Below are 22899 nucleotides of genomic sequence, written 5' to 3'. Positions count from 1 at the left end.
CCAACAATTGTTGTCACAGCATCGAAAAGGCCCCCCAATCGGGCCTGCCCGCGTCTCTCAAGTTTCGTGCCAATTTGTCGTAAACGTGACAACGCCTTGATATGTCGACACGAAGAACCGGTCTGCCACAATATTGTGCAGATCGGTTTCACACGATTTCTGTGCACGAAAGGTGCACTTGCCTAATTTTCACGCAAAAGAAAGGGCCGGAGACTTGCGTCTCCGGCCCTGCTTGGACGGGGTGGTTGGGGAATCAGATGCTGTGGGCGCCCCGTCCAAACTCCGGATAGGCTTCGAGGCCGAGTTCGACTTTGTCGAGACCCATAACTTCTGCTTCCTCGTCAGCCCGAATGCCGATGGTGAATTTCAAAGCCAGCCACACGATGGTGGAGGTGACGATAACGAAGGCGCCGATACCGACCACACCGATCAACTGGGTGACAAAGCTGGCGTCGCCGTTGGTCAGCGGAACCGCCATGGTGCCCCAGATGCCGCACATCAAGTGAGCGGGGATGGCGCCGACCACGTCGTCGATTTTCAGTTTATCGAGCAGCGGTACCGCGAACACCACGATCGCACCGCCGACCGCACCGATCAGGATGGCGGAGCCGAGCGTGGGCGTGTCCGGACCGGCGGTGATCGAAACCAGGCCACCGATGGCACCGTTGAGCGCCATGGACAGATCGACTTTCTTGTAGACCAACTGCGTGAGGATCACTGCGGCGACCACGCCACCGGCAGCTGCCATGTTGGTGTTGGCGAAGACGTTGGACATCGCGATGGCGTCGCCAGCCGAACCCAGAGCCAGAACCGAACCGCCGTTGAAGCCGAACCAGCCGAGCCACAGGATAAAGGTACCGACCGTGGCGAGCGGCAGGTTTGCGCCCGGGATCGGGTGCACGGAACCATCCGTGCCGTATTTGCCTTTGCGTGCGCCGAGGATGATGGCACCGGTGAGTGCCGCCCAGCCGCCGACGGAGTGAACGATCGAAGAACCGGCGAAATCGGCAAAGCCCATTTCGGTCAGCCAGCCGCCGCCCCACGTCCAGGAACCCTGGATCGGGTAGATGATGGCGGTCAAAACGACCGTGAAGATCAGGAACGGCCACAGCTTGATGCGCTCGGCAACGGTGCCGGACACGATCGAAGCGGCAGTGGCGACGAACACCATCTGGAAGAACCAGTCGGAAGAGGCCGAATAGCCGGCTTCGAAGTTCGCACCGGTTTCCGCCATGGCGGCGGCGTCATCGGCAGCCCACGGCATGAAAGAGCCGATGTAGCCGGTAACGTCCATGTACATCAAGTTATAGCCGACGGCGTAGAACATGATGCCGGCGATGGCGTACAGGGTGATGTTCTTCAGGCAGATGGTGGCGGTGTTTTTGGACCGCACCAAACCCGATTCCAGCATGGCGAAACCCGCGGCCATGAACATGACCAGCGCGCCGTTCACCAAGAATGAAAAGCTGTTGAGAATATACGCGGTTTCCGCGTCCACAGCGTAGGCCGGAGCTGCCATCAAAGAGACGGCGGCAGCAAGGCCCGGAATGATCAGACGATTTTTCATGGAATTAATCTCCTTACAGGGCCTGGTCATCGGTCTCGCCGGTGCGGATGCGCACGGCTTTTTCGAGATCGAGAACAAAGATTTTTCCGTCGCCAATCTTGCCGGTACCGGCGGCGCCGCTGATTGCTTCAACGGTGCGTTCGGCTTGATCGTTCGCAACAGCGACTTCGACCTTGACCTTGGGAAGGAAGTGAATTTCGTATTCGGCGCCACGGTAGATTTCCGTTTGACCTTTTTGGCGGCCGTAGCCTTTAACTTCGGTGACGGTCATACCCTCGACACCAAGTCCGGTGAGGGCTTCGCGCACGTCATCGAGCTTGAAGGGCTTGATGATGGCCATGATAAGTTTCATCGCTCTAATTCCCCGTGTTATGACGCACACAGCGCCTCGGATGGATTTCGTACCTGAACCCTGGCCTGAACCAGTGGTCCGGTGATCCCTCTATTTCAAGGGCCGTGCCAGACTCGGGCAGAGCGAATTTTTTATTACTATATTCAATTAGTTATGGAATTTGCGGCCAATATGTTGGGTCGCCACGCACACACATTTTTGCCTTTTATATGAGCAATTTGCATGGTGTGCACATTTTTTATGCACATTTGGTCATATCGATCAGCGCACTGGACAAAAGCAATCATGCGGTGGATTCTAAGTCACAAAGTGAAACCGCCGCAGGCCAAGCGGCTCGACCAGGACAGGCCCCATGAGCACTTCCGCACACACGCGACAAAAAACATCAAAAACGGTTAATGCAGACATCTTGGTGATTGGCGGCGGACTTGCGGGTGGAACGTTGTCGTTGGCGCTGGCGCAACACGGTTTTGCGGTGGCGACGGTGGATAAAGAGGATATGGCGGGCTGGACCGATCAGGGCTTCGATGGTCGCGCCTCGGCGATCGCCTTGTCGTCGCAACGCGTGCTTGAGGGTGTGGGGCTTTGGGACGTGATCAAAGATGAAACCGCGCCGATCCACGACATCCGTGTTGCCGACGGTGCTTCACCGTTGTTTTTGCATTACGATCATGAAGAGCTCGGCGACGAGCCGTTCGGCTATATGGTCGAAAACCGGTCGATCCGCAAAGGTCTCAACGTCTTGGTGCCGAAAACCGAGGGTTTGACCTATTTTGCACCCAATGAAGTGGTGGGTTTGCAGCGTGGCAAGGACGGCGTACACGCAACTTTAAAAGACGGCACGGTCATTCACGCCGATCTGGTGGTGGCGTGCGAAGGCCGCGGTTCGCCGACGCGCGACGCGGCGGGTATCAAGTTGACCAAGTGGGACTACAAACAAGCAGGTATCGTGTGCACGGTCGAACACGAGCGTCCGCATGATTTTTGCGCTCAAGAACATTTTCTGCCGTCCGGCCCGTTCGCCATCTTGCCGTTACCGGGCACCAAGGATAAGCCCGCGTGCCGCTCGTCGATCGTATGGACCGAACGCGCCGATTTATGGCCGATCATGATGGAATTGGACGACGACGACTTCAAAGAAGAACTTGAACTGCGTTTTGGTGATTTTCTGGGCGAAATCGAGGTGGTGGGGCCGCGTTTCGCGTACCCCCTGTCGTTGCAATACGCCGAAACGTATATCGCCGAGCGCTTGGCGCTGGTGGCCGACAGCGCCCACGGCATGCATCCGATCGCGGGCCAGGGCTTGAACATGGGTCTGCGCGATGTGGCTGCGTTGGCCGAAGTTTTGGTCGAGGCGCGCCGTCTGGGTCAAGACATCGGTTCGCTGGCGGTGTTGGAAAAGTACGAACGCTGGCGCCGGTTCGACAATGATCTCATGCTCGGGGTTACCGACGCGCTGGTGAGACTGTTCTCAAATGACATCGAACCGATCAAGCTCGCCCGCGATCTCGGCATGGCCGCGGTCAATCAACTTCCGGACATGAAACGATTTTTCATGCGCCACGCCATGGGTACAGTGGGCGAACTACCGCGCCTGATGCGGGGTGAGGCTCTCTAATGGCAAGGTACGACAGTAAGACAAAAAATCATTATTTTATAATGGCATAATGCATATGCATTAATTGTGCATTTCATATGCCTTTATAGAACACATTGAATTTGTGACGTTGTATTTAGAAATAATATTTGCACTAATATGACATCTTGAATATTTATATGTATTTTCAATAAGTTATAATGCGATCTCCACGCCTTACATACAGCGCACTTTACATTTCTATATCGTAATGTTTTATAGGTGCTTGCTGCTCTCATTCATGCAGCGGCACAAAAAAACCGCCAGGTTTTCACCGGGCGGTTTTCTGTTCGAAACGAATAGGGTTTAGGAGGGATCGCGGCTCATGCCTGCGGCTTCCAGTTCCTTGAGGTAGTTTTCCCAAATGGCGTCTTGGTTCTGACCCATGTTGTAAAAATAATCCCATGTGTAGATGCCGCTGTCGTGCAAATCATCAAATTTCAACGCCACGGCGTAATTGCCGACCGGGGTGATTTCCATGATGTTGACGTGACGGCGTCCACCCACGAGCTTTTTTTGATCGGGGCTGTGACCTTGAACTTCGGCGGAGGGGCTTTCAACGCGCAGCAGTTCGGCGGGGATGGAAAAGCTCTGACCGTCGTCGAACTGGATTTCGAGGCGCTTTTCTTCGCGGTTGAGACGAATTTCAGTCGGGGTATGGGTCTGGCCAAATTGACGGGTGGCAGCGATCATCGGTTTATCCTTTGCGCAGTGAGCGCCTGAGCAAGGAATACATACCGCAGGGTTCGCGGTGACTTGCCGTCAGGCGGCTGGACGGGGCCAGCGTATATTAGCGTTCGCTCAGATTTAGAGTTCCCGGGCTTCACTTTCAAGCATGATCGGGATTCCATCACGAATTGGATAGGCAAGGCCGGCCTGTTTGCTGATCAGTTCCTGGGCTTCGGCGTCATATTCCAGAGTACTTTTGGTCAGCGGACAAACCAAAATTTCCAGCAATTTGCGATCAACGTCGTGTGGGGTGTCGTTCATGACAAAGGGATCCTCAGTGTTTGAGCTTGCCTGAATTGTGGCCGTCATCGCCACTCATTTCAAACAGAGCGATCAACATGTGCGCACGGTCTTTGTGGCTGTCGCATTGCAACAGCGCTTGCTTTTCCTCGGGCGCGAACGGGCAACTCATCGCCAGCGAGGCGACCAGAGCTTCATAAGGCGCGTTTTTGACGGCATCCCAGTCTGCATCGATGCTTTGCTCGGCAAAATAAATTTTCATGAGTTCGACGATACGATCACGGCTGGGTTTGTCGTCGTGTTTGCCGGAATCGAGATCGCCGAGAAAGGGACTGTAATCTGCCTCAAGTGTACGATAACCACGCTCGGACGTAACAACGCTCGCCGGTACGGTGCGAAAACGCATCAGACCTTCCAAAGTGATCAAATACCGCCCATCGCCCGGATCGCTAAATTGAATGATACGCCCTACAGTGCCGACGTCGTAAAGTTCGGCATCGTTCGCAACCAGACCGCTCTCCGGTATGCGCGGTTGAATCATGGCGATCAAGCGCGACGCGCCCAACGCATCGTCGACCATATGGATATAGCGCGGCTCAAAAATGTTCAGCGGCAGATGTCCGAACGGCAACAGCACAGCGCCCGTCAACGGGAACACCGGAAGACGGGTGGGCAGTGCGAGTGGGGGGCGTTCGCCAAGCATATGAGCCTTTGGTTTGATTGGTAGGGCGCGATTGTCTAAGAGAACAAAATCGCCGACAAACGCTTGCGCGCATCGACCGTAAGCGGGTCCGTCGGGCCGAGAGTGTCAAAAATCTTGATAAGCTGTTTGCGACCTGCTTGGTCGTTCCAATTGCGGTCGATGCGCACCAGTTCAAGCAAGTTGTTGATGGCGTCGTCATGTTGACCATGCGTGAACAAGGCTTGGGCAAGAGCGAAACGCGCCTCAAGATCCTTGGGTTTGCGATCGACCGCCGCCTGAAGTTCGCCAACTTGGGATTGGTCGGCATGCGCGCCTTCCTCGGCAAGCTCAAGCGCGGAAATAGCCTGTTGCACGTCGGAACTGGACAGGGTCTTGGCGTCCAAGCTGTTCAACATTTCGCGGGCGCGTTCGAACGAGCCTTGCGCGGCGATCGCGCGGATAATTCCAGCAAAAGCCGGCACGAACGTCGGATCTTGGGCTAGGACGGATGTGTAAAGCTGTTCGGCAGCCACGGCATCACCAGTCTTAAGCGCCGCCAGGGCTTGTTCCATGGCAGCTTCGATGGGGGGCTTGGCGTCACCGATGAGCTTATCGATGAAGGACTGGATTTGACTTTCCGGCAACGCCCCGGCGAACGCGTCGACAGGACGACCATCCTTGAAAGCGAACACGGTGGGCACGGATTGAACACGCAGTTGACCGGCAAGCCCTTGATTGTCGTCAACGTTGATCTTGACCATCTTGACCAAGCCACCTGCACGTTTGACCAGCTTTTCCAGCATCGGCCCCAAGGTCTTGCACGGACCGCACCACGGTGCCCAAAAATCGACAATCACCGGAGTTTGCATGGAGACATCGATAACGTCTTGAACGAAATGCTTGGTATCTGAATCCTTAATCGGGCTTTCCATCGAGGAAGGTGCGCCAGTTTGATGCGCAGGCGCAGGTCCCAAGTCGAGTTTGGGCTTGTCCTGAGAAGTTCTGGGGCTGTGATTGGGATCGAGGATGATATCGTTCATCGTGCGGTCTCGCCTTCAGTGTTCGGCTTGTAAACGGGCTGACCAATAAATGGCGGGAAAACAACCATGCTGCAAGGGCTGAGTGGGCAGTATTATTCGATTTACGGCGTTGTCGAGAAATCGATCACGATGGGCGCATGATTGGTGGCGTGCAGGAATGTTCCCAGATCGTGTCCCGAAATGGTCGTGGTTTGCGTGTTGACGAGTGGGTGAAAGCTGACGCGATCGGCCTCCAAAAGGGCCTGATCAACAACCACGGTCACGTGTCCAGCAACATCATTGATCACCGCAAACGGCGTGACAGAACCAGGCGTGACGCCCAGCGTTTCGAACAACAATTCAGGTTTGCCGAACGATAAATTTGCCACCCCAAGGCGCTTGCGCATTTGCTTGAGGTCAATGGTTTGATGTTCGTCGGTGACCACCAACCACAACGCACCTTTCTTGTCCTTGAGAAACAAGTTTTTGCAATGTCGTCCGGGAATGTCGCCACGAAACGCGCGGCTGTCTTCAACCGTTTTGGCTGCTGCGTGACTGACGGTAACACATGGAATGGCTAACTTTTTGAGCGCCTCGAACAGTTGGTGTGGCGTTTTGGGCGAGCATGTGGTCATGGGAATCCTTGGTCGAACGCACATCAAAGCGGGCGGCATGAAAATAAATGACGAATTCGGTAAAAAAAGTGCAAAAGAGGGCTTGCATTGCTTGGGCGGGTGGGTATTATCCGCCTCGCCTTTTGGAAGGCGGTTTGCGGGCGTAGCTCAGGGGTAGAGCGCAACCTTGCCAAGGTTGAAGTCGTGAGTTCGAATCTCATCGCCCGCTCCATCTTCCAAGTTCAGGCAAAAAAACACCGGGCTTAGGCCCGGCTTTTTTTTGCCGAATCTGCGGCCATTTCTATACGTCATGCGATCTCGGTTCAGTATTCGATGATGGCACTGCGTGCGATCAAAATCGCCAGCCCCACCATTGTAAACAAAGTGGTCACACCTAAGACGAAGAATGCGTTTCCGACCGTTAAGATCGGAAAGTCCTTACGCTCCGCTTTGCGACGATGGGCCGGACGGCGTTCGCGCCCGGCAACGATGGTGAAATAAAATCTCGTGTGCAAAAACGGCACCGAAATGCGGATATCGATAGGATGACTGACCCAACTGGTCGGATCGTCTTTTCCTGTCAGCAACCGATCATGTGTTTCGGTGGTGATGTCACCGTTCATTTGCGCCGATCTCCTGTGTGGTACGGAACACGCTAATAGGGGGGGTGCAATACGTACCATCAGTCATAAGCGTCTCATAGCGATCACGTGCGGTCAAGAATCCACGCCTTAAGACATTGGATAAATAAGACGTTAGCTGCGAATTCTTTTGTGTTTTGCAATGGATGTACTAGCTTTTAGTGGGGAGCTAATGAATTCAGCTGCGGGAGATTATTCAGATGCCGCTCGATGCAGATCATGGTCGTCGGACGAAGATCGTCAAATCCATTCTCGATGTGGCGCTCAAGCGCGTCAAAAAGAGTGAGCGTTCTCTCCTTCCGCAATTTATTGGACAGTACTTCAGCCAAGTCGCCATTGACGATCTTGCCGCCTTAGAGCCCGCAGTTCTCGCCGGTCTCGCGCTTCATCATTTGGAGGCGGCTAGCAAACACAAATCGGGCGCGCCGATTGTCACCATCTACAATCCCAGCGTCAAAAAAGTCGGCTGGGATCTCGATCACACGGTTGTGGAAATCGTCACCACAGATAAGCCCTTTTTGATCGACAGCGTTACAGCCGAAATGAATCGTCACGGTTTTGGCGTGCACCTGTCGATTCATCCGGTGATGCGCGTGCGCCGGACCGGGGCCGGTAAGTTGACAGAGGTGATGGACACCGCCGTGCTCGGCGTCGATAAGGGCGTCGGCGCCGAAAGCCTCATCCACATTCAAATCGATGAACAACCGGAAATCGTTCACGACGAAATCCGTACCGGCTTGCTTGAAGTGCTGAGCGATGTGGAACTGGCGGTGCGCGATTGGCGCACCATGCGCGCCACCCTTGCCGATTTGGTCGATGAATTGGAAACCTTGACAGCGAACGTGCCGTTGGAAGAAGTCAGCGAGGTTCGCGATTTTCTACGCTGGCTGCACGACGACAATTTTACCTTTTTGGGTTACCGCGAATATGAATTCGCCGGCACGGGCACCAGCGCGCGGGTAACCATCTCCAAGAACAGTAGCTTAGGTGTGTTGAGCGATCCGTCGCGGGTGGTGTTTCAGGAATTGCGGGATTTGGCCAAGATGCCGCCCGAAGTGCGCAGTTTCGTCAATCGCCCTGACCTGCTGCAGGTGACCAAAACAGATATGCGTTCACGGGTTCACCGCCCGGTACAAATGGATTCGATCGGCATCAAGCGGCTCGACGCCAAGGGGCGCGTGATCGGACAGCGTATATACGTCGGTCTGTTCACGGCCGGAGCCTATAACAGAAGCGCCCGCGACATTCCGCTGTTGCGGCGCAAGATCCAACGCACATTCGACTATGCCGGCTTGCCGTCGAACAGTCACAACGGCAAAACGTTGCTGAATATCTTGGAAACCTTTCCTCGCGATGAGTTGTTTCAGATCTCGACCGAGCAATTGCTGGAAACCAGTCTGGGGATACTGCGTTTGCAAGACCGCCAAAAGGTTTCCTTGTTTTTGCGCCGCGATGATTTCGAACGGTTCATAAGCTGTCTGGTATATGTGCCGCGTGATCGCTACAGCACCGATCTTCGCAAAAAAATTCAGACTCACTTGGAAGATGCCTTCGCCGGTTTGGTCAGCGCCCATTACGCGCACTTGGGCGACGAGGCATTGACGCGTCTGCATGTGGTGATCAAAACCACGCCGGGCGAGATACCCAAGTATGACCCCAAAGTCATCGAAGCGGGAATTGCGGAATTGACGCGCTCCTGGGGTGATCGTTTGGGCGGTGCGTTGATTGAACAGCACGGTGAAATGGAAGGCATGCGTCTTTTGGATGCGTACCAAAACGCGTTCAATCGCAACTACGAAGAAAACTTCTCCACCGAAGAGACGCTCGACGACATCAAGCGCATCGAACTGACATATATATTTGGTCGCTTAGGTTTGTATCTCTACCAACTCGCCGCACCTTCGGGACCGCCTTTGCGTTTCAAAATTTACAATCCCAAGGGACCGGTGGCGTTGTCGGATATTTTGCCGATGCTGGAAAATATGGGCCTTAGGGTGATGGAGGAAATTCCCTATCGCGCACGGCCCAAGGAAGCGCCTTACAAAATCGTCATCCATGATTTTGGCCTGGAACCGCGTGAAACACTGATGGGCAGTGGCGACGATGTGCGCTCGCGCTTTCATGCCGCCTTTGATCAAATCTGGTCCGGAGCGATGGAAAGCGATGCGCTCAACGCGCTGATCTTGTCAGCAGGGTTGGACTGGCGGGAAGTCACGGTGCTGCGCGCGTACACCAAATATTTGCGCCAAACCGGGATCACCTTCTCGGAAACCTACATGGCCCGCACCTTGGTGGAAAACGCCGCCATTACGCGTGGCATCGTCGATATGTTCATGGCGCGCTTTCAGCCACACAGCGTCAAAGAAGACGCCCTCAAAGCATCGCGAAAAGCCACCCGTTTGCGCAAAAAAGTGTTTACGCAACTCGATGATGTCAGCAGTGCCGATGAAGACCGTATCTTGCGCCGTTACATCAATCTGGTGGATGCGACGTTACGGACCAATTTTTTTCAGATCACCGAAGATGGTGAACTCAAGACGTGGCTGTCGTTCAAGCTGTCGAGTCACGACATTGAAGAACTGCCGCTACCGCGTCCAAAGTTTGAAATCTTCGTCTATTCGCCGCGTGTCGAAGGCGTGCACCTGCGTTTTGGTAACGTCGCGCGTGGTGGGTTGCGTTGGTCGGATCGGCGCGAGGATTTCCGCACCGAAGTCCTTGGCCTGGTCAAGGCCCAGCAGGTCAAAAACGCCGTCATCGTGCCGGTCGGTTCAAAGGGCGGTTTCGTGGTGAAAAATCCGCCCAGCGAAGGGGGTCGTGAGGCGGTCACGGCCGAAGGCATCGCGTGTTACAAGATTTTCATCCGCGGTCTGTTGGACCTGACCGACAATTTGGACAGCAAAGGTCAAGTGTTGCCGCCGCCACGTGTGGTGCGTCACGATCCCGACGACCCCTATTTGGTGGTCGCCGCGGACAAAGGCACGGCGACGTTTTCGGACATTGCCAATGGCGTTTCAGTTGAATACGGTTTTTGGCTGGGCGATGCGTTCGCGTCGGGCGGAAGCGTCGGGTACGATCACAAGAAAATGGCCATCACCGCGCGCGGTGCGTGGGAATCGGTCAAACGCCATTTCCGCGAAATGGGCGTCGATACCCAAAACGAAGACTTCACCGTCATTGGCGTCGGCGACATGTCAGGGGATGTGTTCGGCAACGGCATGTTGCTCAGCCCACACATTCGTTTGATCGCGGCCTTCAACCATATGCACATCTTCATCGATCCCAATCCCAATCCGCAAACCTCGCTTGCCGAGCGTCGTCGTTTGTTCGATATGCCGCGTTCGATGTGGTCGGACTACAGCGCCAAACGGATCTCCAAAGGCGGCGGCGTGTTCGAACGGCGTGCCAAGTGGGTCCCGTTATCCAAAGAGATGAAAGATCTGTTTGACGTCACCGTGGACAAAATGGCGCCCAACGATCTGATCAAGCTGATCTTGAAGTTGGAGGCCGACTTGCTGTGGTTCGGCGGCATCGGTACCTATCTCAAAGCCAGCAGCGAAAGCCATGCAGATGTCGGCGACCGCACCAACGATGCGGTGCGCGTCAATGCCCGCGAGGTTCGCGCCAAGGTCATCGCCGAGGGCGCCAATCTGGGTGTTACTCAACGCGCGCGCATCGAGTATGCGTTGGCGGGTGGACGTCTGAACACGGATTCCATCGACAACTCCGCCGGTGTGGATTGCTCCGACCACGAGGTCAACATCAAGATCCTGCTTGATGTCATGGTGGCGCAGAAAAAACTCGGCCAACGCGCACGCAACGCATTACTGGAACGCATGACCGATGAGGTCGGTGCATTGGTGTTGTGGGATAATTACGAACAAACCCAGGCCATTTCCACCATTCAGGCGCGTGGCACCGATCTGGTCGATCATCAGATCCGTTTGATGCGGATGTTGGAAAAATCCGATCGCCTGGATCGCGACGTGGAGTTTCTGCCCGATGACGAAACCCTGAGCGAGCGCGCTGTCGGTGGGCAAGGTCTAACCCGCCCTGAAGTATCGGTGCTGATGTCGTATTCGAAGATCTGGCTGTTCGATGAGTTGCTCGCCAGTGATTTGCCTGACGATCCGTTTTTGGTTCGTGATTTATTGCGCTATTTTCCAACACCGTTGCAAAAGAAATATCAAGCCGACATCGGCCAACATCGTCTGCGCCGCGAAATCGTCGCCACGCGCGTCACCAATTCCATGATCAATCGAGTAGGTGGCACTTTCGTCACCCAATTGATGGAAAAGACCGGCATGGCGCCGGGCGACATTGCGCGTGCCTTTATCCTCGCGCGCGAAGTCTTTTCGGTGCGCGACATGTGGCATCCCATCGAGGCCCTGGATAATAGAGTGCACGCGCGGACTCAGACCGCCATGCTGCTCGACATCAACAAGTTGTTGGAACGCGCGACCATGTGGTTCTTGCGCAATGGAGTCGCAGGACAATCGTTGGAGGCCAGTGTCGAACGCTTTCAGGCAGGCAACAATGAACTGTATGCGGGTCTGCACGATGTTTTGCCGGCGCACTACCTTGCAGATTTGGATCGCCGGGCAGAGGCATATATCAGTGACGGCGTGCCCAAGGATTTGGCTTTGCGCATTGCGGGCTTGGTCAACATGGCGTCGGGTATCGACATCGTGCTGCTTGCCGAACAACGTGGCCTGAAGGTTTGCGACGTCGCGGCACTGTATTTCGCGGTGGGCTCCAAGTTCCGTCTGGGCCGTATGCGCGCGGCATGCGAAGCGCTAACCAGCGATAGCCATTGGCAGAAGCTGGCAATCTCGGCCTTGGTGGAAGAACTGTTTGGCCATCAGTACAATCTGGCGGCTCATGTTCTCGACGTTTCGCGGAACGTTACCGATCCGCTCAAGGCGCTGGCGCTGTGGGCAGACACCTACCAAGACGCCATCAATCGCACCGAGCAATTGTTGACGGAATTGTGGGCCGGGGACATCAACGACATTTCCATGATCGCGGTGGCCAGTCGGGCGTTCAAGTCACTGGTTGATGAGCGGGCAAGCTGAGGTCATCGCAAATTGCGAGGCAAAATGCGAATCATGGATAAAAAGTGCGGGGGTCAGGATGTGATCCTGAGCCCCGCAAGGTGTGCGTCAAGGGCAAACCCCGGACGAGTGTAAGCGCGAAGTACGCGCTCAACTTCTGTTTAGCCTCGGCTCGTTTTCAGGCTATTTGCCACGGCCAAGTCTAATGCGTTCAATTCGAACGGCTTACCGAGAAAGTCCGCACATCCGGCGCGGTGGAGGCGCTCTCGGGTTAGCTCGTCGTCGCGTGACGTCAGAACCACGACCGGGATGGCCGACATTTTCGGATCGTTCTTCATCACATGCAAAGTCGAATGACCATTCAAAACAGGCATATCGACATCCAAAATCACCACATCGGGGCGACGTTGAGCCGCCACACCGATTCCGTGCGCGCCATCTTCGGCGACAAAAACCTGATGGCCGATACCTTGAAAATAGGTTGTGAGCAATCCACGAATGTCCGGATCGTCATCGATCACCAAGATACGCGCCATATCACATTCCCCCTCATACCGGCCCCCCGATGTGCAGAATGCGACAGCCGCCGCACCCAGCCCTTAAAAAGCAAGCGTCGTGCCAATAACACGGTTGATCTGCAAACACTGAATGCTAGGCTCTTGCCATGATCGAGATGGAAAACCTCTGCAAACGCTTCGGTTCGGTTCAGGCTCTCGGTGGTCTCAGCCTCACGGCGCAAGATGGCCGGGTAACCGGCTTGATTGGACCAAACGGCGCGGGCAAGACCACGGCATTTCGTATTGTCTATGGTTTGCTGACACCGGACCGGGGCCTCGCGCGCGTGGATGGTGTCGACGTCGCTCAAGATCGCATGTCGGCACAGCGCCAACTGGGTGTGTTGCCGGATGTACGCGGCCTCTATCCGCGGCTCACCGCGCGCGAACACATCCGTTATTTCGGCCAACTGCACGGCGCCCAAGGTGCTGATCTGGACAGCGATATTGATCGCTTGGTGATACGTTTGGGCATGACCGATTTCGCCGACCGTTTGGCCAAGGGCTTTTCGCGCGGCCAAGAACTCAAAGTCGCGCTGGGCCGCGCCTTGGTTCACCGACCGCGCAATTTGATTTTGGACGAGCCGACCAACGGCCTGGATGTGATGAGTTCGCGTGCCGTGCGCGAGCTGATCGGCGAGATGAAGGCCGAGGGTCATTGTATCTTGATTTCCAGCCACATCATGAGCGAGGTCTCGCTGCTGTGCGACGATCTGGTGATCGTTTCCGAGGGACGCACGGTGGCCAGCGGCACCCCCGACGAACTCCGCGAAGCGGTCGGGGCAGAAGATTTGGAAGAAGTGTTCGTGCGCATTTTGGCGCGCGCATCCACTCAAGCGGAGGCCGCGCAATGAGCGAGCAGACCGCAAACGGGTGGCTGCGCCGGGTGCTCATCGTGGTGACGAAAGAGCTGCGCGATCACAGCCGAGACCGGCGTTCACTGATGTTGGCGTTGATTTATCCGATGTTGGGCCCGTTATTGGTGGCGGGCGGCCTGTTTCTAGCCGGTAAGACCCTGCAAGGCGATTTTCGCGAACATTTCGTCACTGTCCCGGCGGTGGGTATCGAGCACGCGCCGGAGCTGAAAGCTTATCTTGAAGACAACAACGTGCGCTTCAGTGCAGCGCCTCTCAGCCGCCAAGAACAAGAAGCGGCGGTACGTGATGGCCGTTTGCCGGTGGTGATGATCGTACCCGATGCGGCGGCTGATCGCGATACATTCACCGTCGAGCTGATCACCAATACCGGACGGGTGGACAACTTGCGCGTGACCTCGCGTCTCAGCTGGATCGTACGCGGCTTCAATGATCGCGTCGCCGATGAAAAAGCCCTGGCAGCGGGACTGCCGGAAGGGTATGCGACACCAGTGAAGATTGAGCGCGTCAACGTCGCGCGCGACGCCAACATTGCAGTGTTCTTCTATAACATGGTCCCACCGTTGGTGATCTTTATGATTTTCCTCGGCGGGGTGCATCTGGCCATTGACACCACGGTGGGTGAACGCGAACGCGGCTCGTTGGAGCCGTTGCTGCTGGCGCCGGTGGAGCGATGGGTGTTGCTATTGGCGAAAGCGCTGGCGGCGTTGGCGTTCACCGCCGTGACCACGGTCGTGAACTTAGGTGCGTTTCGGCTGTTCATGGGCCTGGCGGCGTCTTCGTCCGAGCGCTTGGTCGCGCCACCGGGTTGGGATGTGTTCGTCTTGATCTTTGCGGTGACCGTCCCGCTGATGGCCATCGCGGTGGCATTGCAGATGTCGGTGGCGGTGATCACGCGTTCGATGAAAGAGGCACAAATCTATCTGGGGCTGCTGCCGCTGGTGCCCGCGTTGCCGGGCATGGTGATGGTGTTTTCACCGATGAACCCGACGGACGCGACGGTGGCGGTGCCGGTGTTGGGGCAGATGCTGCTGATCAATCAACTGGTGGCGGAACAATCGCTGGACCCGCAGCATGTCATGATCGCGACGTTGACCACGACTGTATCGGCGGCGCTGATTTTCCTGCTCGCCGCGAAATGGTTCCGCCGCGAAAAGATGTTCGTGCTGGGTTGAACAACGCACAAAAAAACGCCGACCCCGGATTTTCAGGGTCGGCGTTCTGTTTTCTGTAAACCTTAGTGGCGGAAGTGGCGCATACCGGTGAAGACCATGGCGATGCCGGCCTTGTTGGCGGCCTCGATGACCTCTTCGTCGCGCATCGAACCACCCGGTTGGATCACAGCCACGGCTCCGGCCTCGACGGCCTCCAACAGGCCATCGGCGAACGGGAAGAACGCGTCAGACGCAACTACCGAGCCGATTGCCCAGCTTTGATCTTCGCCTTGGGCTTTTGCAGCCTGCTCGGCGCGGAAAGCGGCAATGCGGCACGAATTGACACGGCTCATCTGGCCGGCGCCGACGCCGACGGTGCGGCCATCCTTGCAATAGACGATGGCGTTGGACTTGATGTGCTTGCCGACCGTGTAAGCGAATTTCATGTCGGCCAGCTGTGCATCGGTGGGGGCTTTTTCGGTGACCACTTTGAGATCTTCGAAGATCGCGTTGTCGCGGCCCTGGACCAGCAAGCCGCCGGCCAGCATCTTGACGGTGCGCCCACCCGCTTTCGGGTCAGGCATTGCGCCGGTGGTCAGAACACGCAGGTTCTTTTTGCCGCTAAGTATCTTCAATGCGTCTTCGTCGACAGCCGGGGCGATGATCACTTCGGTGAAGATTTTGGTGATTTCTTCCGCCGTTTCGCCGTCAAGGGTACGGTTCAGCGCAACGATGCCGCCGAACGCGCTTTCAGTGTCACATACATACGCGGCGCGGTACGCATCGGCCAACGTGTTGCCCACGGCGACGCCGCAGGGGTTGGCGTGCTTGATGATGGCGCAGGCGGTGTCCTCGAACTCACTGACCAGTTCGAACGCAGCATCGGTGTCATTCAGGTTGTTGTAGCTGAGCTCTTTGCCTTGCAACTGGGTGGCCGACGCCACACCGGGACGCGGATCGCCGTTGACATAGAAAGCCGCCGCTTGGTGGGGGTTTTCGCCGTAGCGCATGGTTTGTTTGAGTTCACCGGCGAAGCTCAAGCGCTTGGGCCAGATCTGATCGGTTTCATCGGCCAGCCAGGTTGAGATCGCGGCGTCATAGGCAGCAGTGCGGGCATAAGCGCGCTGAGCGAGAAATTTGCGCGTTTCTAGCGTGGTCGCGCCGGAATGGCTGGCGATTTCATCCATAACGCGCTGGTAATCTTCGGGTTCGACCACCACCGTGACGTCGCCGTGGTTCTTCGCCGCAGCACGGATCATCGCCGGACCGCCGATGTCGATATTTTCGACGCAATCGTCATAACTTGCCCCGGCGGCGAGGGTTGCCTCGAACGGGTATAAGTTGACGCACAGCAGATCGATGGGCGCGATGTTATGTTCTTCCATCGCCTTAACGTGCTCGGCATTGTCGCGCACCGCCAGCAGACCACCGTGGATCGCGGGCTGAAGTGTCTTGACCCGTCCGTCCATGATTTCGGGAAAGCCGGTGTGTTCGGAAACCTCGGTCACAGGCACGCCCGCCTCGGCCAGCATCTTGGCGGTACCGCCGGTAGACAGAATTTCGGCGCCTTGATCGGCGAGAAAACGGCCAAATTCAACAATGCCGGTTTTATCGGAAACGGAAAGCAGTGCGCGGCGGATGGGTTCGGACATGTGAGCGGGTCCCCTGTTGGCGATGGAGCGGCGATGACTTTAAGTGCATATGACAGTTTTGTCATAAACCGCTTGCGATATACCAGCCCCAGGCGGCCAAGACCAGCCCTACGGTGGGGTTATCGAGCCAAATTGTTTTGATCCGTAGGCGGTGGGGCGTATTCGGGCACCAGTTTGGCGATCCCAGCGAGCAAGCCGTCACGGTCTTCCGCGTGCGCGGCAGCGTCCAACTGGTCTAAAGTGCTGCGTACGTCTTCAACATCGTGGGTACGCGGCGATGCAAGCAACACCCCCGGTGCGGTGGTCGGCACCGGGGGTTCCGCACCGTGAAAAATTTCTTCGAACAGCTTTTCTCCGGGACGTGTGCCGGTGAATTGAATTTCAATGTCTTCGCCAGGCTGCAGTCCGGCCAAGCGGATCATCTGGCGCGCCAGCTCAACGATTTTGACCGGTTCGCCCATGTCGAGAACGAACAGCTTGCCCGTGGTTGCGTGGCTGGTGACACCTAATGCGGAAGCCTGCAAGACCAACTCGACAGCCTCACGGATGGTCATGAAATAGCGAGTCATATCCGGATGCGTAACGGTCAGCGGACCGCCAGCCTCCAATTGTTTTTGGAACAGCGGCACCACCGACCCGGTGGAACCTAAAACATTGCCAAATCGTACCGTTACGAACCGGGTGCCTGCATCGGTTCCCCGACGCAAGTCCAGCGCCTGTACATAGGTTTCCGCAATGCGCTTGGTCGCGCCCATGATGTTGGTGGGGTTGACGGCCTTGTCGGTGGAAATCATCACCATCACGTCGACCTCCGCGGTTTCGCAGGCGTCGGCGACATTGCGGGTACCGATGGCGTTCGTTAGCATACCTTCGAAAGGGTTGTCTTCAACCAAAGGCACGTGCTTGAGAGCAGCAGCGTGAAAAACCAATTCGGGTCTGTAACGGTTAAAAATCTGATTGATCCGGGCAGGGTCCCGCACATCGGCGATCACCGCATGGCGCACCATGTCAGGGCATTGCGCGGCCATTTCGCGATCGATCAAATAGAGCGCGAATTCTGAATTTTCCAACAGCACCAATTCTTGGGGTCCGATTGCGGCAACTTGGCGCGCCAGTTCTGAGCCGATCGAGCCACCTGCACCGGTAATGAGTACCCGCTTGTTCGCCACTAACTTGGTCATCGAGTCGCGATCCAATGGCTGCTGAGGTCGGCCCAATAGATCTTCAATGGCGATCGGGCGGATGCGCACGTCTTGATCATCACCGGATTTGAGATCGTCGACGCGTGGCATGCGCGCCACGGTCATGCCTAGGCTTTGGGCCATGCTCAGAAGTTCACGTACTCCCGCGCCTTTGATTTCGTGCTTGGTCAGTACCAAACGCTGGGGGCGGTCCTCGCCTTGTAATTGCGACACGATAGTGTCGATGTCGGACACCGTGCCCAAGACGTTGACGTCGTGAATTTGCCGACCTACGCGTCCGGGGCTTTCAGAGACGATGCCCACGGGCCGATAGGGTGATGTGTCGGACCGGGCGGCGGTGCGAATAAACAACTCCGCCTCGTCGCCGGCACCGACCAAAAGCACAGGAATTTTGGGGGTCGCGTTGAGGTCCAGGTGCCAATCGAAGCGGCGGTCTTTCACTAAACGATAGAGAAACCGGGGCCCGCCCAGCATGGCCAACAAAACGAACCAATTGATTACGGGCAGCGAGCGCGGCACACCCTCGAGGCGGAAGAAAAAGAACATCTCCAGCGAAAATACCAGCATCAAAATGGTGACGGCTTTGGCCAAGGTCACCAGATCGTTCATCGATGCGTAACGCCAAATACCGCGATACATGCGGAGGCTTAAAAACACCACGGCGGCAGTGGCGGTGAAAGTCGCCGTGCCGGTGAGCAGAACCTTGCCATGGAACGGGTCGAAAACATCGCCAATGCGCAATATCATCGACACACCGAACGACAAAGCCGCCATAATCACGTCATGAATGAACGCGATCAAATTGCGCGGCTTCATAATCAAAGCTTTGGGCAGGTAAGCCATGGTCGATAATACCCGGATCGGATGTCGCTGGTCTGGTAGTTCTGGGCGGGAACGTTAGCACAGCAACGCTTTGTGGCGGCAGTCTTTTCTGTGGGGCTGGATCAGCGCAGAAGATTGAACTTCAAAATGCAGCGAATGGCGCTGACACCATCTTTCCAGCCAATTTTTTTGCCTTCGGCATAAGACCGATTGATATAGGAAACAGGTACTTCAACCAGACGCGGTTTAGGTTTCATATGCGCAAGTTTAGCGGTGATTTCGGGCTCGATGCCAAAGCGATTTTCGGTGATGGTAATTTGATCCAGCAGTCGCTTGGGCACCAGCTTGTAGCAGGTCTCCATGTCCGTGAGCTTGAGACCCGTCAGTAAATTGGACAGACCTGTCAAAAAGCGGTTGGCAAGACCGTGCAGCAGGTAATGCGCCTCGGTGGCGCCGCGATCCAAAAACCGCGAACCATAAACCACATCCGCTTCGCCGTTGAGGATCGGGGCCAGCAGCTTGACGTAATCGGCGGGGTCATACTCCAGGTCGGCATCCTGAACGATCACCAAATCTCCACTGGCTGCCGTAAATCCGGTGCGTAACGCTGCGCCTTTGCCCTGATTGATGGGGTGACGAATGAGGCGGACGCGATGGTCGGAATTTGCCAGTGTTTCGGCGATGGCGGCCGAGTTGTCGGCGGAGCAGTCGTCGACGATGACGATCTCTAAATCCAAACCGGCGCAGTCAGCGCTTCCGACTTTTGCCACAACATCGGCCAAAGTTTGCTCTTCGTTGTAACAGGGGATCACGACGCTGAGTTTGTTCATGACAGAAGTCCAACTGCTTAGGGGGTTACGCACCGTCGCGTGACAGGGCCCATTTGATCAATGCTCCATTACCTGAGAGCGGACCGGAAATAACGATTTGTTCACTACGACGCTGATCCCCGCCATGGCCCAGATAGACACTGCTTTCGAGCTTCACGTCATGGGCCGAGGTGCGCAATCGCCAAACCTCCTTGCCCGGCAGGTGTAGCAATACACCATGGCCGTCGCCCAATACGGAAGCTTTGACGCTGGGGTGGAGATGAAACCGCAATGTAAAAGACTCGCCACCCGAACCGACCAAGCGATCTTCGCCACGCACATCGGTACCGTGAGACGCCACGAACAGTGCGCGGTGATGGGTGAGGCCGAAGCCGTCCATATAGCCATCGTGACTGGCTTCGGCCAACACACCCTGGTCTACGTCCTGACGATTGCAGGTGACGTGCTCGGGACAGCGACGCAATTTGCCGTCCAAGGCGAACGCACTTGAGGAGGTGTCGTTGACGGTGAGCGTGGTGTGCGCCGCCGTTGCCGCCAGTGCCGTGCGCCATGGGTCTTGCTCACCGTCGCGCGCGCCGCAGTTGACGAACAGGCGATGCTTTCCGATGCTGAGCTCGAAACTCAACGTCCCGGCGTGCTGGGTGCGTCCCACCGACGAAGGTTGACCGCAATCCATGATGATGTTGACCGCACCGGCGTTGAGGCGCTGAAAACCTGCATGTGGGGCGTGGCGTGGCGGCTTGGCATTCGAATCAGTATGAGCGAGGAGCAGATCCAACCAAGCCCGATCGCCTTCCAGACCGCCGTTGAACACCGCCAAGCCACCGTCCGGGTGGCGCAACGCGCGCAACATTGGTGCAACACGATCAATGGCATTTTGTAAAAACCCCGGCACATCGCCGGTGGCGGTGCTGAGCAAGGCCCTAAGTTCAAGCAAATTTTTAAGCACATCGCCAAGACGTTGGGGATTGCGCTCAACGTGTCCGCCGTCGGGTAGCACTTGCGCTGTTATTTCACGCTCCAACTGGTTGAGCGTGCGTGTCATGCGATTTTCGCCACCCAAAAGCGCAAACACACCAAACACCTGGCCCTTGAGGGCGTGCAAGCGGTTAAAACCCGCGTCCTGCGGCGGCATGGTCCATAATAAATGACGCGCATCGCGCCCAGCTCTGCGACGCAGCAATTTTTCGAACGGGCCGCTGCCGTCATCGCGCACCAAAAAGCTCCAATGCTGGCACCAATTGATCAAACGTTCCGCTGTGACCTCAGGTGTCCAGGCGATTGCCTGCCAACTCCGGTTTGCCTCGATCCACGTTGAAAGCCATTCCCGCGCAAAATAGGGGGCCTCTCCGCCGCCAAGGGCGCATAGATCCCTCAGCCAGCTATGACCATGAAACCACGCCACCCACGCCGCCGATGCGTTGACGGGCAAGGCATTGGCAGAAGACAGTTCATGGGTTTCATCGCGGTATCGGAATATTCCCGCCAGGATGTCGCGCCCAACGTCGGGATTGCCCGGCCACAGCTCCGGTACGCTGAAGCGCACGCCCTTAGGCGCAGAGCCTAATAGCAAAAGCCTATACAACGCGGACGCTGTGAAAAGCGTTGCGTTTGGTTGCGCGGCCCAAAGCGGCAGTTTGGAATGCGGGTCTTTGAGGTGCGCTGCGGTGTGGCGTGTGCCGGTGCTCATGCTTGATGGGTATCAGGTTCGATTTGGATGGGCAAGAACGGCGATCACACCCCAACAACACCCTTTAACTGTTCAGGAAAATTCAATCATTTACATATCGCAACGCAATGTTTGACGAAGAGAGCAAAGCGCCGGACTGGATTCGCTCTGCGGCTGTGTCGTGGACGCTGTCGTCATCAATACATAAAAGCTTATAAACGCCGTAGGCGGGCGGCGAAGAAGCCATCCATACCGCCTTGCTCGGCGAAATGGCAAGGCAGGGTGCGTAAAAATCCGTCTGCGGTGACAAAGTCGGTGAAGGTTCCGACCTCTTTGGGCTGCAAGGGGTCAAGCTGAACGGGCGCGCCACTTTGCAGCAGGGTTTGGATTTGTGCCTCGCCTTCTTCGCGTTGCAGCGAGCAGGTACAATAGACGATCAAGCCACCCGGGCGGACCATGTCGACTGCGGATTTGAGAAGACGACCCTGCAAGTGAGCCAATTTGGTGACATCGGCGGGCTGTTTCAACTGTAAGACATCAGGATGGCGCCGCGCGGTGCCGGTCGCCGAGCACGGTGCGTCCAGTAGCACCGCATCCGCCAGCATATCGGGACGCCACTGGGTGGCGTCGGCGGTGATGAGCTTGGCCGATAATTTTGTGCGTTTGAGGTTATCCGCAACGCGCTCAAGACGCTTGTCGGAACGGTCGACGGCGATCACCCGCGCACCAGCCGCAGCCAACTCCATGGTTTTTCCGCCAGGCGCTGCGCACAGATCGATGACATCGAGCTCGCATACATTGCCCAGCAGGCGAGCGGGTAGGCTTGCAGCCATGTCTTGAATCCACCACGCGCCCTCCTCGAATCCAGGCAACGAGGTGATGACGCCTTTATGGCCGCTCAACCGCAATGTTCCCGTGGGCATCAGGTGGGCTTCCAATTTTTCCGCCCAACCGGCCGGGTCGTCCTTGACGGTGATGTCGAGCGGCGCTTCGACCAGATGCTGCGCGGCGATGGCGTGCGCCGTGTCTTCGCCATAGGACGCGACCCAGCTTTGCCAAAGCCACGCCGGCGTGTTCAGTTGTGCAACATCCTGATCTGCAAGCAGTGCGGCTCCTTCACGCTGGGCGCGGCGTAAGATGGCGTTGACGAGTTTGCGATAAGGGGCCAAGTCGCCGCCCCGGCACAGTTCGACGGCAGTGTCGATTGCGGCGTGATCGGCTGTATCGAGGAAAAACAGTTGCGCCAACCCAAGGCGCATGACGTTTTGCGCAGCTAGGCCCTTTTTGCCCAATGGCTTGTCTAAAAAAGATGAAATAAGTAAGTCTATTTCGCCAAGGTGACGCAAAACGGTGCGGGTGATTTGCTGGGCGAGCGCGCGATCACGCTCCGGTAGCCTGTTGAAGCCCTGTGCCTGATTAAGCGCATCATCAAGCTGATGCTTGTGATTGAGGACGGCATCGAGAAGATTGAGGGCGGCGGTACGGGGCATACGGATGAAAGCTCGACTGATCGGTTCAGATTGGAAATGGTGTGCCTTTCCTATACCATGAGCGAGCACACAGTTACACTGAAAGCTGAAAATATCCGCGCTGCGGGTGAGGATCGTGAA

Annotated in this window: 18 protein-coding genes and 1 tRNA gene; 5 read left to right on the top strand and 14 right to left on the bottom strand. The window is 56.5% G+C overall.

The genetic code is table 11. The annotated features are described in order from the left end of the window. Positions 1–253: 253 nt before the first annotated feature. Together VIN96_RS00820 and VIN96_RS00815 are read right to left on the bottom strand one after the other, a co-directional pair. A complete protein-coding gene (locus VIN96_RS00820; protein WP_331893514.1) occupies positions 254–1567 on the bottom strand; it encodes an ammonium transporter in 1314 nt (437 codons plus the stop codon). 13 nt (positions 1568–1580) lie between these two features. Further along, on the bottom strand, positions 1581–1919 hold the full coding sequence (locus VIN96_RS00815) for a P-II family nitrogen regulator (protein ID WP_331893513.1): 339 nt from the start codon (positions 1917–1919) through the stop codon (positions 1581–1583). Between the two features lie 352 nt (positions 1920–2271). Here VIN96_RS00815 and VIN96_RS00810 point away from each other — a divergent pair, with 352 nt between their 5' ends. Then, positions 2272–3537, top strand: coding sequence for a UbiH/UbiF/VisC/COQ6 family ubiquinone biosynthesis hydroxylase (locus tag VIN96_RS00810; protein ID WP_331893512.1), 1266 nt, complete (start codon positions 2272–2274; stop codon positions 3535–3537). Positions 3538–3861: 324 nt separating this feature from the next. Here VIN96_RS00810 and VIN96_RS00805 read toward each other — a convergent pair whose 3' ends face one another. The 5 genes from VIN96_RS00805 to VIN96_RS00785 all read right to left on the bottom strand — a co-directional run bounded on the left by VIN96_RS00805 (position 3862) and on the right by VIN96_RS00785 (position 6860). After that, a complete protein-coding gene (locus tag VIN96_RS00805; protein WP_331893511.1) occupies positions 3862–4248 on the bottom strand; it encodes a DUF971 domain-containing protein in 387 nt (128 codons plus the stop codon). Positions 4249–4362: 114 nt separating this feature from the next. Further along, positions 4363–4545 (bottom strand): Trm112 family protein, encoded by a 183-nt coding sequence (locus VIN96_RS00800; protein WP_331893510.1) that lies wholly within the window; start codon positions 4543–4545, stop codon positions 4363–4365. 13 nt (positions 4546–4558) lie between these two features. Beyond that, positions 4559–5227, bottom strand: coding sequence for an LON peptidase substrate-binding domain-containing protein (locus VIN96_RS00795; protein WP_331893509.1), 669 nt, complete (start codon positions 5225–5227; stop codon positions 4559–4561). Positions 5228–5262: 35 nt separating this feature from the next. Further along, positions 5263–6246: a thioredoxin gene (gene trxA / locus VIN96_RS00790; protein WP_331893508.1), complete on the bottom strand. Its 984-nt coding sequence runs from the start codon at positions 6244–6246 to the stop codon at positions 5263–5265. Positions 6247–6347: 101 nt separating this feature from the next. Then, positions 6348–6860, bottom strand: a complete 513-nt coding sequence (locus VIN96_RS00785) for a prolyl-tRNA synthetase associated domain-containing protein (RefSeq protein ID WP_331893507.1) — start codon at positions 6858–6860, stop codon at positions 6348–6350. Positions 6861–6996: 136 nt separating this feature from the next. Between VIN96_RS00785 and VIN96_RS00780 the strand changes: the two genes are divergently transcribed. Continuing rightward, a tRNA-Gly gene (locus VIN96_RS00780) sits at positions 6997–7071 on the top strand. A 91-nt stretch (positions 7072–7162) separates the two neighbouring features. Here the strand turns inward: VIN96_RS00780 and VIN96_RS00775 are convergent. Continuing rightward, complete coding sequence (locus VIN96_RS00775) at positions 7163–7462, bottom strand: hypothetical protein (protein ID WP_331893506.1); 300 nt, start codon at positions 7460–7462, stop codon at positions 7163–7165. Between the two features lie 218 nt (positions 7463–7680). Here VIN96_RS00775 and VIN96_RS00770 point away from each other — a divergent pair, with 218 nt between their 5' ends. Continuing rightward, the gene (locus VIN96_RS00770) at positions 7681–12552 is read left to right on the top strand and encodes an NAD-glutamate dehydrogenase (protein ID WP_331893505.1); all 4872 of its coding nucleotides are present in this window, start codon (positions 7681–7683) and stop codon (positions 12550–12552) included. A gap of 140 nt (positions 12553–12692) precedes the next feature. On the opposite strand, the gene VIN96_RS00765 is transcribed toward VIN96_RS00770, so the two are convergent. Next, on the bottom strand, positions 12693–13067 hold the full coding sequence (locus VIN96_RS00765) for a response regulator (RefSeq protein ID WP_331893504.1): 375 nt from the start codon (positions 13065–13067) through the stop codon (positions 12693–12695). Positions 13068–13195: 128 nt separating this feature from the next. Between VIN96_RS00765 and VIN96_RS00760 the strand changes: the two genes are divergently transcribed. Together VIN96_RS00760 and VIN96_RS00755 are read left to right on the top strand one after the other, a co-directional pair. After that, positions 13196–13939: an ATP-binding cassette domain-containing protein gene (locus VIN96_RS00760; RefSeq protein WP_331893503.1), complete on the top strand. Its 744-nt coding sequence runs from the start codon at positions 13196–13198 to the stop codon at positions 13937–13939. Continuing rightward, positions 13936–15135, top strand: a complete 1200-nt coding sequence (locus tag VIN96_RS00755) for an ABC transporter permease (protein WP_331893502.1) — start codon at positions 13936–13938, stop codon at positions 15133–15135. Before VIN96_RS00760 ends, VIN96_RS00755 begins: the two co-directional genes overlap by 4 nt. 62 nt (positions 15136–15197) lie before the next feature. On the opposite strand, the gene purH is transcribed toward VIN96_RS00755, so the two are convergent. The 5 genes from purH to VIN96_RS00730 all read right to left on the bottom strand — a co-directional run bounded on the left by purH (position 15198) and on the right by VIN96_RS00730 (position 22779). Further along, positions 15198–16766 (bottom strand): bifunctional phosphoribosylaminoimidazolecarboxamide formyltransferase/IMP cyclohydrolase, encoded by a 1569-nt coding sequence (gene purH / locus VIN96_RS00750; protein WP_331893501.1) that lies wholly within the window; start codon positions 16764–16766, stop codon positions 15198–15200. Positions 16767–16885: 119 nt separating this feature from the next. Next, on the bottom strand, positions 16886–18811 hold the full coding sequence (locus tag VIN96_RS00745; RefSeq protein ID WP_331893500.1) for a nucleoside-diphosphate sugar epimerase/dehydratase: 1926 nt from the start codon (positions 18809–18811) through the stop codon (positions 16886–16888). Positions 18812–18912: 101 nt separating this feature from the next. Continuing rightward, a complete protein-coding gene (locus tag VIN96_RS00740; RefSeq protein WP_331893499.1) occupies positions 18913–19620 on the bottom strand; it encodes a glycosyltransferase family 2 protein in 708 nt (235 codons plus the stop codon). 25 nt (positions 19621–19645) lie between these two features. Further along, positions 19646–21310, bottom strand: coding sequence for a heparinase II/III family protein (locus tag VIN96_RS00735; RefSeq protein ID WP_331893498.1), 1665 nt, complete (start codon positions 21308–21310; stop codon positions 19646–19648). A 191-nt stretch (positions 21311–21501) separates the two neighbouring features. Further along, positions 21502–22779: an RsmB/NOP family class I SAM-dependent RNA methyltransferase gene (locus tag VIN96_RS00730; RefSeq protein ID WP_331893497.1), complete on the bottom strand. Its 1278-nt coding sequence runs from the start codon at positions 22777–22779 to the stop codon at positions 21502–21504. Between the last annotated feature and the right edge of the window lie 120 nt (positions 22780–22899).

It is taken from the genome of Magnetovibrio sp., from assembly GCF_036568125.1.
Classification (GTDB): domain Bacteria; phylum Pseudomonadota; class Alphaproteobacteria; order Rhodospirillales; family Magnetovibrionaceae; genus Magnetovibrio.
Note: the sequence above shows the minus strand (reverse complement) of the source record. Positions and strands in the feature narration are given on the sequence as shown.